The organism is Oribacterium asaccharolyticum ACB7 (genome assembly GCF_000238075.1).
GTDB classification, from domain to species: domain Bacteria; phylum Bacillota; class Clostridia; order Lachnospirales; family Lachnospiraceae; genus Oribacterium; species Oribacterium asaccharolyticum.
Genome location: NZ_JH414505.1, coordinates 473,076 through 487,163 on the forward strand (window position 1 = coordinate 473,076; position 14,088 = coordinate 487,163).

The 14,088-nt window shown below is 44.2% G+C and carries 11 protein-coding genes; 2 read left to right on the forward strand and 9 right to left on the reverse strand.

Features of this window, described 5'->3' with window-relative positions:
* Positions 1 to 81: 81 nt before the first annotated feature.
* The 6 genes from prfA to HMPREF9624_RS07070 form a co-directional block, all read right to left on the reverse strand.
* Positions 82 to 1,158, reverse strand: a complete 1,077-nt coding sequence (gene prfA / locus HMPREF9624_RS07050; RefSeq protein ID WP_009537164.1) for a peptide chain release factor 1 — start codon at positions 1,156 to 1,158, stop codon at positions 82 to 84.
* Between the two features lie 557 nt (positions 1,159 to 1,715).
* Positions 1,716 to 1,838 (reverse strand): YbaK/EbsC family protein, encoded by a 123-nt coding sequence (locus HMPREF9624_RS12105; protein WP_278208989.1) that lies wholly within the window; start codon positions 1,836 to 1,838, stop codon positions 1,716 to 1,718.
* Positions 1,839 to 1,859: 21 nt separating this feature from the next.
* Positions 1,860 to 3,593: an aspartate-alanine antiporter gene (gene aspT / locus HMPREF9624_RS07055; protein WP_009537165.1), complete on the reverse strand. Its 1,734-nt coding sequence runs from the start codon at positions 3,591 to 3,593 to the stop codon at positions 1,860 to 1,862.
* A 26-nt stretch (positions 3,594 to 3,619) separates the two neighbouring features.
* Positions 3,620 to 5,218 (reverse strand): bifunctional aspartate transaminase/aspartate 4-decarboxylase, encoded by a 1,599-nt coding sequence (locus HMPREF9624_RS07060; protein WP_009537166.1) that lies wholly within the window; start codon positions 5,216 to 5,218, stop codon positions 3,620 to 3,622.
* A gap of 112 nt (positions 5,219 to 5,330) precedes the next feature.
* Positions 5,331 to 6,035 carry a hypothetical protein gene (locus tag HMPREF9624_RS07065; protein ID WP_242822631.1) on the reverse strand — a complete coding sequence of 235 codons (705 nt, stop codon included), beginning with the start codon at positions 6,033 to 6,035 and terminating at the stop codon, positions 5,331 to 5,333.
* The gene (locus HMPREF9624_RS07070; RefSeq protein WP_009537168.1) at positions 6,028 to 7,509 is read right to left on the reverse strand and encodes an AAA family ATPase; all 1,482 of its coding nucleotides are present in this window, start codon (positions 7,507 to 7,509) and stop codon (positions 6,028 to 6,030) included. The genes HMPREF9624_RS07065 and HMPREF9624_RS07070 overlap by 8 nt, the downstream gene beginning before the upstream one ends.
* 334 nt (positions 7,510 to 7,843) lie before the next feature.
* Between HMPREF9624_RS07070 and HMPREF9624_RS07075 the strand changes: the two genes are divergently transcribed.
* Entirely contained in the window at positions 7,844 to 8,128 is a 285-nt protein-coding gene (locus HMPREF9624_RS07075) for a glutaredoxin domain-containing protein (protein WP_009537169.1), read from the forward strand.
* A gap of 241 nt (positions 8,129 to 8,369) precedes the next feature.
* Here the strand turns inward: HMPREF9624_RS07075 and HMPREF9624_RS07080 are convergent, their stop codons facing one another.
* From HMPREF9624_RS07080 to HMPREF9624_RS07090, 3 genes are all read right to left on the reverse strand, one after another.
* On the reverse strand, positions 8,370 to 9,158 hold the full coding sequence (locus HMPREF9624_RS07080) for an acyl-CoA dehydratase activase (RefSeq protein WP_009537170.1): 789 nt from the start codon (positions 9,156 to 9,158) through the stop codon (positions 8,370 to 8,372).
* 93 nt (positions 9,159 to 9,251) lie between these two features.
* The gene (locus HMPREF9624_RS07085; protein ID WP_009537171.1) at positions 9,252 to 10,403 is read right to left on the reverse strand and encodes a double-cubane-cluster-containing anaerobic reductase; all 1,152 of its coding nucleotides are present in this window, start codon (positions 10,401 to 10,403) and stop codon (positions 9,252 to 9,254) included.
* A gap of 121 nt (positions 10,404 to 10,524) precedes the next feature.
* Positions 10,525 to 11,430 (reverse strand): helix-turn-helix domain-containing protein, encoded by a 906-nt coding sequence (locus tag HMPREF9624_RS07090; RefSeq protein ID WP_009537172.1) that lies wholly within the window; start codon positions 11,428 to 11,430, stop codon positions 10,525 to 10,527.
* A gap of 370 nt (positions 11,431 to 11,800) precedes the next feature.
* Here HMPREF9624_RS07090 and gnpA point away from each other — a divergent pair, with 370 nt between their 5' ends.
* A complete protein-coding gene (gnpA, locus tag HMPREF9624_RS07095; protein ID WP_009537173.1) occupies positions 11,801 to 14,083 on the forward strand; it encodes a 1,3-beta-galactosyl-N-acetylhexosamine phosphorylase in 2,283 nt (760 codons plus the stop codon).
* Positions 14,084 to 14,088 lie beyond the last annotated feature (5 nt).

A 14,088-nucleotide genomic window follows, 5' to 3' on the forward strand; every position in this document is an offset into this window, starting at 1 on the left:
GCCAATTTACGAATTTTCTTCAGGCAAAGCGATTTTTTGCAAATTGGCGAATTCTCCTCCGACTAAGCGATTTCCCCAAATTTACGGATTCTCTTCCAACCGGGCGAGCTTCTCTGCCTGATCTTCGGTAATCAAAGGATCAATAACAAGATCCAGGTCTCCGCCCAAAACGGCATCAATATTGTAAAGAGTGAGCTTAATGCGGTGATCCGTCACTCTTCCCTGCGGGAAGTTATAGGTACGAATCTTCTCCGAGCGGTCTCCGGTTCCAAGCTGCGAGCGCTTTTCCTCCGCATTTTCCTTCTGCTGCTTCTCAAGCTCAATCTCATAGAGTCTTGCACGAAGAAGACGCATCGCCTTTTCTCTGTTTTGTACCTGAGAACGCTCTTCCTGACACTCCGCAACCATTCCGGTAGGAACATGGATAAGGCGCACTGCGGATGAGGTTTTATTGATGTGCTGTCCGCCGGCACCGGAGGAACGGAAAACCTCCATCTTCACATCGGCAGGGTTAATTTCCACCTCTACATCTTCCACTTCCGGCATAACGGCCACGGTCGCGGTGGAGGTATGAATTCTTCCGCCGCTCTCCGTTTCCGGAACTCTCTGCACGCGGTGTACACCGGACTCGTATTTCAGTCTCGAATAAGCCCCCTGTCCGTTTACGATAAATACCACTTCCTTCAGACCGCCGAGTCCCGTTTCATTGAAGGAAACGAGCTCCGTCTTCCAGCCTCGTTTTTCAGCATAACTCGTATACATTCTGTATAAAGAACCTGCAAATAGAGCCGCCTCTTCTCCGCCGGCACCTCCGCGGATTTCCATAACGATATTCTTGTCGTCATTTTCATCCTTCGGAAGTAATAAAAGCTGAATTTCCTTCGTAAGGCGCTCCTGATCTTCTTTCGCCGTAGAAAGCTCTTCCTTCGCCATTTCGATTAAGTCCTTGTCCTTTTCATTATCCAAAATGAAAAGAGCATCCTTCTCGCTCTCCTCCGCCTTTCGAAAAGCAATATAGGCTTTATAAACGGGCTCTAAGTTACTCTGCTCTAAAATCAGCTTCTTATATTGGTTGATATCGGAAACCACCTCGGGAATCGTGAGATTCTCCATGATTTCCTCATAATGCTTCTTTACTTCTTCTAAATTCTCAAACATTTTGTCCTCTTTCTGAAGAGCCTTTCTCTTCATAATCTCATCAGACTATAAACAAAAAGAAAGGGGCTGTCAAACGTTACTGTCAAGGAATCTCTGGCAACTCCATCAGACTAATGAATGTCTTGCTTCGGTTTAGGCTCTGCCTCAAAGACACACTACGTTTCCTTCTCGCTGCACTCGCTTTTTCACTCAGGCTCCTGCGCAAACTCGCCCTTCGGGCTCAAACATGCGCCCGCCTTCGTTGCTAGAGTGCAGCTCCTTACGGAAGCCTCGCGACCGTCTTTTTCGTGCAGAGCCTAAGCCCACGCAAAGATTTCTTGCTCTATTTCCTTGAAACGTTGCCCTTTTCTTCTAACATGGAATTCCTCATACAGCTCCTGACCGTAGTATTTTTGTCAACCATAGAATGGGTTATTTCTGTATGATGAGGAAGAGGCTTCGTTCTCTGCCTATTTTTTTCAACTAAAATTTTACTCTAAGCTCATTGTCTTCTCCTTGCAATAAAAAAGAGAAGCGGGTTATTTCTCCACTTCTCTATCAGGGATAAATAAGTGTACTTAATCAGGATAAGGCAGTTCAACCGCACCCAGCTCTTCCATATTGAAAACTGCCTCATGCTCAGTAATTTCGTGCTCAATCCCTTTTGTTTTAAGTAACTCGTAAACACCTGTCTTATTCACAGGTTCACCTACGCGAGACAGCTAATGTATACACATTGCAACAACTAGAGGGCCTAAGACCGTCAGTAGAATGTTTCCCATTGCATATCCCGGTGTATATGCTACTGCAAAAATACTGGACTCATATTCCTCCACAACTCCGTTAAGCGCTGCGGTACAGGTTCCGGCACCACACAGAGCTCCAATGATATCTACAGCATCCAGCTTTAATACAAATCTCCCGAAGTAAACGGAAGCAATATGAGGCAAAATAGTCACCAAAACACCGATTAAAAGTACCTTTACGCCCATCGATTGCAGGGCAGATAAGAAGGATGCACCGGATGTAAGCCCCACAATGGCGATAAATAGATTCAGTCCCACACTCTTGCAAAACCACCGTGTTGCTTTCGGCATCAGTCCATAGTTAGAATGTTTGTCCTGATAATATCCGAATAAAAGCCCTCCAATCAAGGCACCTCCGCCGGATCCGAGTGTAATCGGAATTCCGGATACTACGAAGCTGATTGCACCGATTAATAAACCGACTACAAGCCCCATGCTGATGAAGGATACATCTGTCTCGGTACCTGTATCCTTCACATAACCAAGTTTCTTTACAACCTTAGCAATCAAGGCTTTCGGTCCCACCAAGGTCAAGTGGTCGAGAGCTTTTAACGCCTGATCTTCAGAAAGGACATTGTTGTCTCTCTTCCTCTCTGAAATGACAATTCCATTTTCTGAAAGATGCTTTATCACATCCAAAGAGAAATGATTAGTCAAAACAATTTCCTGCTTTATCACATCAAGCTTAAGGGCTTCCGAATCATCCGTTTCCTTCATGCCCGGAGCTTCAAAATGCAATACTGCATCAAGAAGTCCGATAATCGTAACCGTATCCCCTTCCAGGAGCTGCACATCCGATGCAAGGTTCACCTTTTTACCCTTTCGAATGATTTGCGTTATTGTAAGATCATCCCCGTACTGCTCTTCCACCGAACCTATTGTTTTACCAATAAATTCTGCACCATTTTCTATGCAAAATGCACGTGCTTTGATATTTCCAACAACAGTATTTTCCGAAGAAGACTCATGGAAATTTGTTTGATCTATTTTCTTCTTAACAGTATCTGTCAAATTTACACCAATTAACTTCGCTGCACCGTTTTTCAAAAATACCACTACCCCAACGGTTCCGAAAACATAGGTAAGAGCATAGGCAATTGCCATCTGACTTTCCGCTGTTTTCAGTTCTGTGCCTGAAAGCATTCCCTTCATCGTGGAATCCGCTGTTCCCAGGATTGCAGACTGTGTAAGGCTACCGGCCAAAATTCCGCCGGCTTCTCCCGCTCCGATACCAAAAGCCTTAAACAAAACTATAGAAACGACAAAGGCTGCCACGGCGAAGAAAAGGGATAAGATAATAATCTTAAGACCGGAGCTTTTTAAACTTGCAAAAAACGAAGGTCCAACCTCATATCCGATAGCAAAAATAAACAGTGAGAAAAAGATTGTCTTCACAGTTCCGTCAATCTGATAGGTTCCCGCCCCCTTAAATACTAGGGATATGAGAAGTCCTACCAGCAAAGTTCCTACAGTGGCTCCTATAGTAAAGGATTTGATTTTTAGCTTTCCAATAAGATACCCTAGTGCAAGACATACAAAGATAGAAATAACCGGATTGGCAATCAAATAATGGGCTATATCGGAAAAACCTGTTATCGTAATATGCTGTGCTGTTTCCAACACTTCATGTGAGATTAATCCTATATTCATATTAAATCCCCCTTATCCTATTTATCCTATTTATCCTTTTTCTCTTTTGCATACTTTTCGTGATACTCCTTCAAAAGAGACAGGATACGATTTGCTATTTTCTTATAATCATTGTCCGCTAAGTTTGCTTCAGAAACTCTAACTGTACCCGGAGTTGCTCCAAAACCAACTCCTTCCATCAACACAACACCATCTTCCTTTGCCAGGTGCAAAAGAAAATCGATTTCCTCAAAGTGATTTCTAAGCCATGTTGCGAAGTCCTTATCATAACTTTTCTCGGCAAGTTGGTAGATATCAAGCAGGGAATAATACTTAGCATTGCAGTCACTGTTATCCTCCGGCAAACCTAAAGTAGACATCAGATTGTGGTAACGCATAGCCACAATTTCTTTACAGCCTTCAATATACTGATCCTTTTCATTTTCAAGAACCAAATGAGTCATAGACAAAAGAACCATCATAATCTGCTGCGGAGTGGAGAGTCCGGCGGTATGATACAATCCGATGGATCTGCTGTCCGCGCATATCCTGTCAATAAAGCTCATTTCCGAAGGATTAAGTGTGACAATCGAATAATCGCTTTCCAGCTCCTTTTTCTTCTTATCCGGAACCTTCTTAATCAGTTCATCAAAAACATTGTCTTCATTAATGGCTATCACGCCGAGTCTCCATCCTGTAACCCCGTAAAGCTTTGAATACGAATAGACTAAAATAGTGTTTCTCGGGCAAACGGAATAAACTGTACGGAAGTTATTGACAAAGGTTCCATATACATCATCTGTGATAATAATAAGGTCAGGGCGCTTTTTAACTACTTTTCTTAACTGTTCCAAAGTCTCATCTGTAAGACTGCGGGAACCCGGATTAGACGGATTTACCAGAAAAAATGCCTTGATGGAAGGATCCAAAAGCTTTTCAAATTCTGAATCCGGAATTTGCCAGTCATTTTCTTCCGTTGCAAGAAGATTGATTTCCGCTAAATCGAAATTCGATAGTCTCGGAATCTGAATATAGGGGGTAAACACCGGCGTGTTGATGGCAATGCGGTCACCCTCATTGAGCAGACCATTGTGCTTTAAAGCATCAAAAATATAGACGATTGCAGCCGTACCGCCTTCTACCGGAAATACCTTCGTTTCCTTTCTTAAGTCAGCCTTCCCGTACAGAATACTTTGGAGAAATGCATTGATGATGTGCTCCGTATTCTCAAGACAACGGCTAGGTACCGGATAATTGTTTCCGATAATTCCGTTTGTAAGTTCCGTAATCAAAGCTTCCTTATCTAATCCCAGATGCTCTGCGCTATACTCCACTATTTTTTTCAGGAATACATCCACCTCATCGCCATGATTTAGAAATGCATTGTACCTTTCCGCAATTTCTTTAGAGTCTACATATCCCGCCAAGTCTCCCTTGTCCAGAGTCCTTTTGCTTTCTGCCACGCCGAATTCCATCAGTCGTGCAAAAGCTAATCTGCCCAAGGAATTAATCCAATTCGGATTTCCCCTTCCGGCATTTAAAAATTTCAAATGCTTCTCATTCTTTTCTGACAGCTTCAACATATCAAAGCTAATTTCAAATGCTCCAAGTTTTTCCAATTCTCTTTCGTAGCTCTTTTTAATCATCCTTACTTCTCCTTTCACTGCATACGCATTTTCCAAGACCAATACAAGAAAGTTGCCACTTTCTTGTATATGGAGATTATATCACACTATAAAGCTAAAAGCTTACTTCAGATTATTTTAGAGAAATATCTTTAAAACAAAGTCCGAGATTACTATGTCTTTCCAAAGAGTGCAGTCCTTCTTTAATAAAATCCCAAGATTCCCTATAGCCTGTGTTTACGGAAAAATCTGATTTGCAAAGAAATTGCAAAAATTCTCCCAGAGCATTTTTATATTTTTTAGCAAAGAGAAAAGCATTTCTCTCCTTATCCTCCGAAGAACAGTTTAAGAGATTGTGTAAGACATGGTCTAAGTTAGAAGACATATAATAGCATCGATAAGGAACGGAATCCCAAACTTGACTTTGCCTGCTCAGCTTATCCATATTTTCACTTTTTTGCTTATTTCGACTGCGAATTAAGGCGGCATCTTTACAACGAATCTCTGACAAACTGTATTGCAATGTTCTAAGGCTATGATCTTCTACCACATTTTCCTCGGAAATAAATGCGCCATCCGTATCCATAATATGAATCACTTCCAGAAAATCACTTTTACTGTAGTGATTGGACTTCGCATATTGTTTCAGTAAATCTCCAACTTTTCCTACAATATTTCCACTATGATTTCCTTTTACACTGGTGATATCTCCATGCATCACTTCCACATAAACAGCATTTTTATCGAAAGCACGGCTAAAGATTACCCCAAGGGCTTCATCATCCGATGGACCTTCCACAATAATGAAGACAATTTTTTTCCGAGTCAAGCTACTCACCCGCCTCTCTCAAAGCTAAGGCAATCTCCGCATTGTTGGTCATCTCATAAACCGGCTCATTTTGCTCGCCGAGGACAATATCTCTGAAATAGAAATCCCGTAGATTATTGGTTGTTTTGATATTGGTAAAGCGAATGTAGCGGTTCTCGGGATTCGTTGTTGTAAAAGCAATAAAGCCCCGGTCTATCGTTTCTAATGGGCGCAAATTATGTGAGGTGAAAATCAATTGTCCCTTTCCCTTTTCCGAGAGGATGTGCAGGATTTCCCCAAGAAGATATTCGAATATCCCGGCATCCAACTCATCAATCGCCACTGTAATAGAGGACTGATTATACATTCCTATTAGAAGATGCAGCACGGAGACAATCTTTTTGATTCCTTCCGATTCACAACGAAGCGGGATTTCTTTACTGTTTTTATTGGACATAAGCTGTATGCGGCGGCCCTTTTTTCCTTCTCCGTTTTCCATAAGCATAATAGTACCTAGGTCCGCTACGGAGATGGTAAGGCCGGGGATAATCTGCTCCAAAACACCATTTATGTTTTGAATCAATCTCTTCGTCTCCGGAAAAAGTTCTTCCGGTAGTTCAGTCGCCTCATCTAAAGACAGAAAATATTCTCCCGTTATCCCGTGTTCCTGCTTTTCCGAAGCGTTATACCGGATAGGCAGCTCTCCTAAATTAATCTTCCCCGTGCTGGACGCGCCAAGAACAAAAAGTTCGGTACGACCGTAATTTAATAGTCTGAACAAAAGTTCGACGCAAAACTTTTGTTTCTCATTATCCCTTTTTAAAGCTTGTAGTAAAGCCTCTTCAAAAAAATCATCGGAAAAGAATAAAGATTGCGAGTTCTGTTTTGCCATTAAACTGATGAGCTTCAACCTTTCCGCTGTTTCCTTTTTCCTTCCAAAGAGGAGAGCGTAATACTTTTTAGGAGCAATCAATTCCGTCCTTGTGCTTTGCAGAAAAGTATGCTTTTTGATCCTCTTCTCCCCATCCGTATAGGCATAACTCAGCTTTTCACTTTTTATTTCCAATCGACGCTTCTTTTTTCCCAGGGAATTCCACAGATTTCCTCCTCTTTCCGATAAATAGGAGAGCTCCCCCTCTGCTACCCCGGAAGTAGAAAACGATTCTTCTCCCTGCTCGTCCACTGTCAAACAAACTTCGTAATCTACATCATAAATTTCCGTTTCCAAAACATAAATCCGGAAACGGTAAGAGAGCTTTGCCTCCTGTGAATCCACATTGATATAGTTACAATACTCATCCGGAATCGGCTTTCCGGAAAGGAGCAGTTTTAAAATATGTAAGGCATCGATAAGAGCAGTCTTTCCGGTACCGTTCTGCCCATAGAGTCCAAGAACGCTGGCTTTAAATGCCTTTCTTTTATTTACAAAATTTAATTTTCCGTTTTTTACATTTTTTAAACCGTTTATCTCTAAATCCGTAAGGCGCAGATAGTAGTCTTTCATCTCTATTTCCTCCTTCGATTTTACTTTTTTCATTATACCACAAGCAAAAAATCCATCAATAATGATTATATCGGAATATTTTATATCGATATTTGTTTTTCTTTCATTTTATTCTTTAATTCTAAACTGTCCCCCATTTTGCAATAATTAAAAAATTGTTTCAGCAAAGCTTACTTCAGATTATTTGCAATTCATGTTAGAATCATGGATAATATATAGAAATATTTATTCTTAACAAGTGGCGGAAGCGAAGTCTAAGACATCCCATTTATTCTTGTCGTAATAAAACGAAGGGTTTTTACAAGGGTCTAACTTGACCAAGAAAGGAGTACTTATGAAATTACAATTCTATGGTAGCCACCTCTGCCCGAAGTGTGTAGAGAGTCAGAAGATTCTGAAGGAAAAGGGAGTGGAATACGAATTTATCGATGTGAACGGAGATTTATACAACTTAAAGCGTTTCCTGGCCTTTTGGGTACAGGAAGACATTTTTAAGCCCTTCCGTGAGCAGGCCGAAAAACCCGATTATGCCGATGAAGGCCGTATCGGACTTCCCTGCTTCCGTCTGGAAAACGGCGAGTGCAGTATGGATCTCGATTATGTTCTGACGAAGGTATAGGATTTAAACAGTTCCAGAAGATAAACTAAGCATAAAATCCATTGTAAGCGAGCTCTTTTATGCGTTTTACCCATTATGAATAAATTCCCCCGCATACCCTGTGGAACAAAGCGTTTGGAGAGCTCGGCACTTGCAGAAAACGAGCAAAAGCGAAGTTTGATGCTTAGTGCCGTTAGCTCGGAACCGAGCGAGAGCGACTTTGTGCAATAGGGTATGCGGGGGAATTATTCTAAGTAAAACCCTAAATCCGCCCCTTCTCCGCCTGCTCCTTCGCAAAGACTGCCGCCCCGAGGGCGCCGGCGTAGCGTGCATACTTGTCGGAGTGAATTGGTCTTCCAAGGACATCAGAAAGAAGCTCTTGAAAATACTCCGCCTCGCAGAGTCCGCCCGTAAGATACACGTCCAAGTCCTGATTCCGGAGTTTTCCGAGCATCTGGGAAACCTTTCCGGCAACAGACTGCAGAATGCCGTAAGCGATATTTTCCCGAGGAACGCCCTGCCCTACAAGAGAAATCACCTCCGACTCCGCAAATACCGTACACATTGAACTGATTTTCACCTCTTCCGTATGCTTTCTTGCAAGCTCATTCAATTCTTCCAGAGAAATATTTAAGCGATTTGCCATGACTTCCAAAAACTTTCCCGTTCCGGCGGAGCATTTATCGTTCATAAAGAATTCTTCCACCGCCTTCCCCTGACAGGTGATGACCTTCGTGTCCTGTCCGCCGACATCCACCACATTCATGGGATTTTCCCCGAAAAGTGTCATCGCGCCTTTCGCGTGACAGGTAATTTCCGTCATGGTCTTTCCCGCAAAGGCGACCGCATTTCTCCCGTAACCGGTTGCAATGCAGGCGTAATGCTCCTCGTCCATCGGCATACCAAGTTTAGAACCTATGGATTTTAGGGCTTCAAAACTGCTCCAGCCCGTAGGCACGGTGAAGGCCTGTTCTATTTCTCCTTTTTCATCGAGTACCACCGCCTTGGCCGCTGTGGAACCGATATCGATCCCCAGAAATTTTCGCTCCATTTTTCAGTTCCTTTCTGCTAAGTCCATTTTCAGAACAGCTTTTCGTCACAGAATCGTCTTCTGTGCTACTCTTTCGTGCTTAGCAAAGCCTTCTTACAGCATTTCAATAAAGGCCGCCACTCTGGTGTTCAGCTGTCCGATGTCCGACTGAGAGTAGTCCGTTTCCACATTGATATAAGGGATACCCTTTTCTTCCGTAACAAATCGGCGGACCTTATTGGTCTCAATGGCATAAGTATGGCAAGCCTGCAAAGTCATATCCAGCACGCCGTCCGCGTGGTACTCGTCAATCATTTCCGAAAGGCTCTGAAAACGATTCTTGTTTGGCGTCATAATGGAGCAGCCGATAGCCAGATAACGCCGGGAAAGCGCTTCATAAATATCTTCCGCATCTTCCTCTACCTGAATGCCCACCGCCTTTTCTCCGCTACAGTTCTCGTAGCCGATCACTACAGCTCCATTATCCTCCACGGCACGAATCACCTTCTCCGTAGCTCCGCCGATAGGGCAACCTGTAATAAGGATTCTCGGTCTTTTTTCAAAATGTTTTCCTTCGGCATATTCCCGCTCGATTTTCTCTCGTAAGGCATTGACCTCGTCCGCAAGAGCCGCGCGGTCAAAACGGAAGGTGGAGCCGTAGAGCACCTTGAAAATGTCGTAGCCGGAAACGGGAGTCGGATCATGTTTCATCACGGAATACAAATCCTTTAAGGCTTTGTTCGCACGATTGTTGACTCTTGTCGCTTCTCGCACCATTTCTTCCGTAATCTTCACTTCAAACTTCTGTTCCAGATAGTCCTTTAAGCGCACAATCTCGTCTCTGTAGAGCGCAACCGCCTTCTCCGTCTGCTCGTGCGGAAGGCGAAGGAAGAAGACATCCTTAAACTCGCTCATCAGCTCATACATTTTCTTCTTTCCGTCACAGGTGCTTTCCCCTACCACCACATCGGAAAAATAAAAGAAGGGGCACTTGTCGGTTTTCGCAAAGCCGTAGCTGGACTTAATCAACGGGCAAAGATTCTTCGGTAAATCCTTCTCCGCCTCCGGAATCGTTTCATCGGAGGTCGCACAGAGGGAAATGCTCGCCGCCCCGGCCGCCATCGCAATTTCCTTCGGAAAATAAGTACAGTACGATCCCACAACCGGCTTTCCCTTGTCCTTCCACTCCTTTACGGAAAGAAAAGACTTTTGTCTCTGCTCGGAAAAGCTTGCAAATATCTCCGGTAAATCTTTAACCAGCTCCATAGTTTCCTCCTAAAATATTGACCAAATTCTCCTGCTTTAAGCATAGAGCAAGCTATTTTCTTAGACAAATTCCTTTTATCTATAGCTTTTTTGATTTATAAGGTAGGGGAATCAATTGATTTTACACTTCACGTTCCTCCGACAGCGAACGAATCGACGAACTGTACTCTGACGGAGACATTTTACACTCTTTCTTAAACTGCCGGGAAAAGTAGTGAATAGAAGAAAACTCAAGTTTATCCGCAATCTGCGTGAGGTTGAGCTGTCCCTCCCGAATCATGCGCTTCGCCGTATCCATTTTCATTTTGGAAAATAGAGCCATAACTCCGGTATTTCCGACTTCCCGGAAAATTTTCTGCACGTAGGAACGTCCCATCAGGTTGTCTCTACAGATCCGTTCCATACTGAGCTTCTCATAAACATGACTTTCCAAGTATTCCACCAGGCGATTATAACTTTCACTCTGCCTGGAACTTTTTTCCACATAGTAGTCCTTGGCCTCCATCGGCAGCGGATAGGAAAAATAACGACGGTAAAGTTGAATCAAAAACTCGGAAAGGTACTGACGGATAAGCTGCTGTCCGCCGAAACTTTCCTCTTCCAGAAAGAGGAGTTTTTTCTGGTAGGGTTGATCCATTCTTCCGGAAAAAACGCCCTTCCCCTCGGTAATGATTTTCGCAAGAAGACTCTTCTCCTTATCGCTGATTCGCAGACACTTCTTCTGAAAACGCCAGATAGCGGGACTGTTACAATAAAAGCTGATGACCACGATACTGGGGCTGCTCTTCCCATCCGCCTTCACCGAGTGAAACTCATTTGGCGCATGAAAAAGAATATCTCCTTTTTTCAGAAGATGCGTCTCTTCTCCTGCCTCTACCGTAATCTCCCCGGCATCCACGCAAACGAATTCCCAGAAAGGATGCGTCTCCCCGGGAAAATAAAAGTCACTTCTATATTGAAAATAATGTAGGGAAACAATCTCCCTGATTTCCATGCAATCCTTTAAGCAAACGCTTTGATAGTCCATTTTCTGTCCTCAATTAACTGTCACATCACGCACAGTACCGATATTAAACGAGATACCGCACACGTCGCGCACGATACTCATTATGAACGAGATACCTCTGCTCTGCGCACGATACTCATGCAAAACAAGATGTTTCCGGCTTCGCCTGCGCCACTTGTCAAAGAAAAATGATATAATGCCTCTATGTGCAATTGTACCAATAAAGTAAGCAATCGTACAATAGATGGATATAGCTAGACTCTTGAATTTCTTTTATAATGCGAACAGATACTAAACGAGATAACGCACGCTTTGCGCACGATACTCGTTATGAATAAGTTTTTGCAGCGCAAAATACGGAAACAGCAGTACGAAATACGAGGAGATAAACATGAAGAAAACAAGCGGAAGACTGACCCTCCCCAGCGAAAACAATTTTCTAAAAGAAACGGAAGAATTGATTGCACGCCTGGGAGCGGATGCGATACGAGACAGTGACGGAACCAAGCTGGATGAGGAAACCCTTTCTCTTCCGGTGAAGGTTTACAGCACCTATTTCGTGGCGAGAGGCCATAATGAATTTGCCAAAGAACACATGGAAGAATGTCAGCAGTTCTACCTCATGTCCAAAAGAGTAACCGCATTTTCCCATCATCTGGAAATCCCCTATATGGACGGTTTTTTCAGAAAGCAGGTCACACCGGACTTCCTGCATGACCCGAAGAAGTGGTGGGAGCTCATTGACAGAACAACGGGAGAAGTGATTTCTCCGGACCGGTGGAGACTTTCTCCTGATAAGTTTGGAAAAGACTTCGGCGAAAAAGCGGAAGCTTCGAAAGAAAACTCGAAAAGCTCTACGGAAAAGACAACAGAAGCAGGACTTCCTTCCTATTTTCTGCAAGATGGAGAAACCGCCCTTCTTATCCTGGAGGACGCCACTCCCTTCCATGAGTATACTTTGAGTTTCCTCGCCTTTGCGCTCTGGGATCCGACGGAAATGTATAACCACATCACGAACAACTGGGGCGATAAACCTGCGGATATTCCTTTCGATATTCGAAAGCCCTACAGCAATCGCTTTGCAAAGGAAGAACTAAAGCGCTGGCTTAAAGCGCACCCTAAGACGGATGTGGTGCGTTTCACCACCTTCTTCTATCATTTTACTCTGCAATTTAATCACGAAGAAAAGGAAAAATTCGTAGACTGGTTCGGTTACGGCGGAACGGTTTCCGTAGAGGCCTTGGAAGCCTTTGAAAAAGAATACGGCTACCGCCTTCGCCCGGAAGACCTTGTGGATGAGGGCTATTTCCACAGCACCTTCCGTACCCCGACAAAGGCTTACCTCGACTATATGGACTTTATCGCCCGTTTTGTGGCAAAGGAAGCGAAGGAGCTGGTAGATCTGGTGCACGCTGCCGGAAAAGAGGCCATGATGTTCCTCGGAGACAACTGGATCGGTACCGAGCCCTATGGCAAGTATTTTAAGGAAATCGGACTGGACAGCGTGGTCGGCAGTGTCGGAGGCGGTGCAACACTCCGCTTAATCGCGGATATTCCGGGGGTGCGCTACACCGAAGGGCGCTTCCTCCCCTATTTCTTCCCGGATACCTTCTACGAGGGAAATGATCCTGTGCCGGAAGCCATGGAAAACTGGGTGAGTGCGCGTCGCGCCATTATGCGGAAACCCGTGGACCGCATCGGTTATGGCGGCTACTTAAGCCTTGCCTATAAGTTCCCGAAATTTATTGACTACATTGCGGAAGTCGCGGAAGAATTCCGTGACCTCTACGAAAAAGTCCAAGGTACAAAGCCCTATGCAAAGCTGAAAGTCGGTATTGTAAACGCTTGGGGAAAGCTTCGTTCCTGGCAGGCCTACATGGTTGCCCATGCCCTCTATTATCAAAAGGCCTACAGCTACTTCGGAATCCTGGAGGCCCTCTCCGGAATGGACACAGATGTGGAATTCTACTCCTTTGACGAGCTTTTGCAGGGGGGCGTTCCAAAAGATGTGAATGTTCTTATCAATGCCGGAGATGCTATGACCTCCTGGTCGGGCGGAGAAATCTGGAAGGAAGAAAAGCTCCTTAGCCTCCTCCGCACTTTCGTCTATCATGGCGGCGGACTCATCGGAGTCGGAGAGCCGAGCGCCTGCTCCTTCCAGGGAAAATATTTCCAGCTGGCGGACGTCTTCGGTGTAGATAAGGAAATGGGCTTCAGTCTTTCTACGGACAAATATTTTAAAACAGCCAAAACTGAGCATTTCCTCCTCGAGGACTTCCCTGTGGAAAACTTAAACTTCGGAGAAAGTCAGAAGAGCATCTACGCCTTGGAAAAAGACACGGAGATTCTGGAATACAGTGACGGCTCTGTACATTTATCCTCTCACGATTATGGAAAAGGGCGCGGCATCTATATTGCAGGTCTTCCCTACAATTTGGAAAATACCCGTCTCCTCCTCCGTGCCCTCCTCTATAGTGCGCACAAGGAAGAAGAAATGCGGAAATGGCAATGCACGAATCTTGCCTGTGAGCTTCACGCCTATCCGGAAAAGGGAATTTATGCTGTCCTAAACAACAGTAAGGAAAAGCAGAGCACCGATTTTTATGACGGAAAGGGAGAGAAGCATTCCGCAAATCTTGCCCCCGGCGCAATGCTTTGGTATGAAATCGGATAAAAGAA

Coding starts and splice junctions, on each gene's coding strand:
- prfA (WP_009537164.1), bottom strand. CDS start 1,158: ATGTTTGAGAATTTAGAAGAAGTAAAGAAGCATTATGAGGAAATCATG.
- aspT (WP_009537165.1), bottom strand. CDS start 3,593: ATGAATATAGGATTAATCTCACATGAAGTGTTGGAAACAGCACAGCAT.
- HMPREF9624_RS07060 (WP_009537166.1), bottom strand. CDS start 5,218: ATGATTAAAAAGAGCTACGAAAGAGAATTGGAAAAACTTGGAGCATTT.
- HMPREF9624_RS07070 (WP_009537168.1), bottom strand. CDS start 7,509: ATGAAAGACTACTATCTGCGCCTTACGGATTTAGAGATAAACGGTTTA.
- HMPREF9624_RS07075 (WP_009537169.1), top strand. CDS start 7,844: ATGAAATTACAATTCTATGGTAGCCACCTCTGCCCGAAGTGTGTAGAG.
- HMPREF9624_RS07080 (WP_009537170.1), bottom strand. CDS start 9,158: ATGGAGCGAAAATTTCTGGGGATCGATATCGGTTCCACAGCGGCCAAG.
- HMPREF9624_RS07085 (WP_009537171.1), bottom strand. CDS start 10,403: ATGGAGCTGGTTAAAGATTTACCGGAGATATTTGCAAGCTTTTCCGAG.
- HMPREF9624_RS07090 (WP_009537172.1), bottom strand. CDS start 11,430: ATGGACTATCAAAGCGTTTGCTTAAAGGATTGCATGGAAATCAGGGAG.
- gnpA (WP_009537173.1), top strand. CDS start 11,801: ATGAAGAAAACAAGCGGAAGACTGACCCTCCCCAGCGAAAACAATTTT.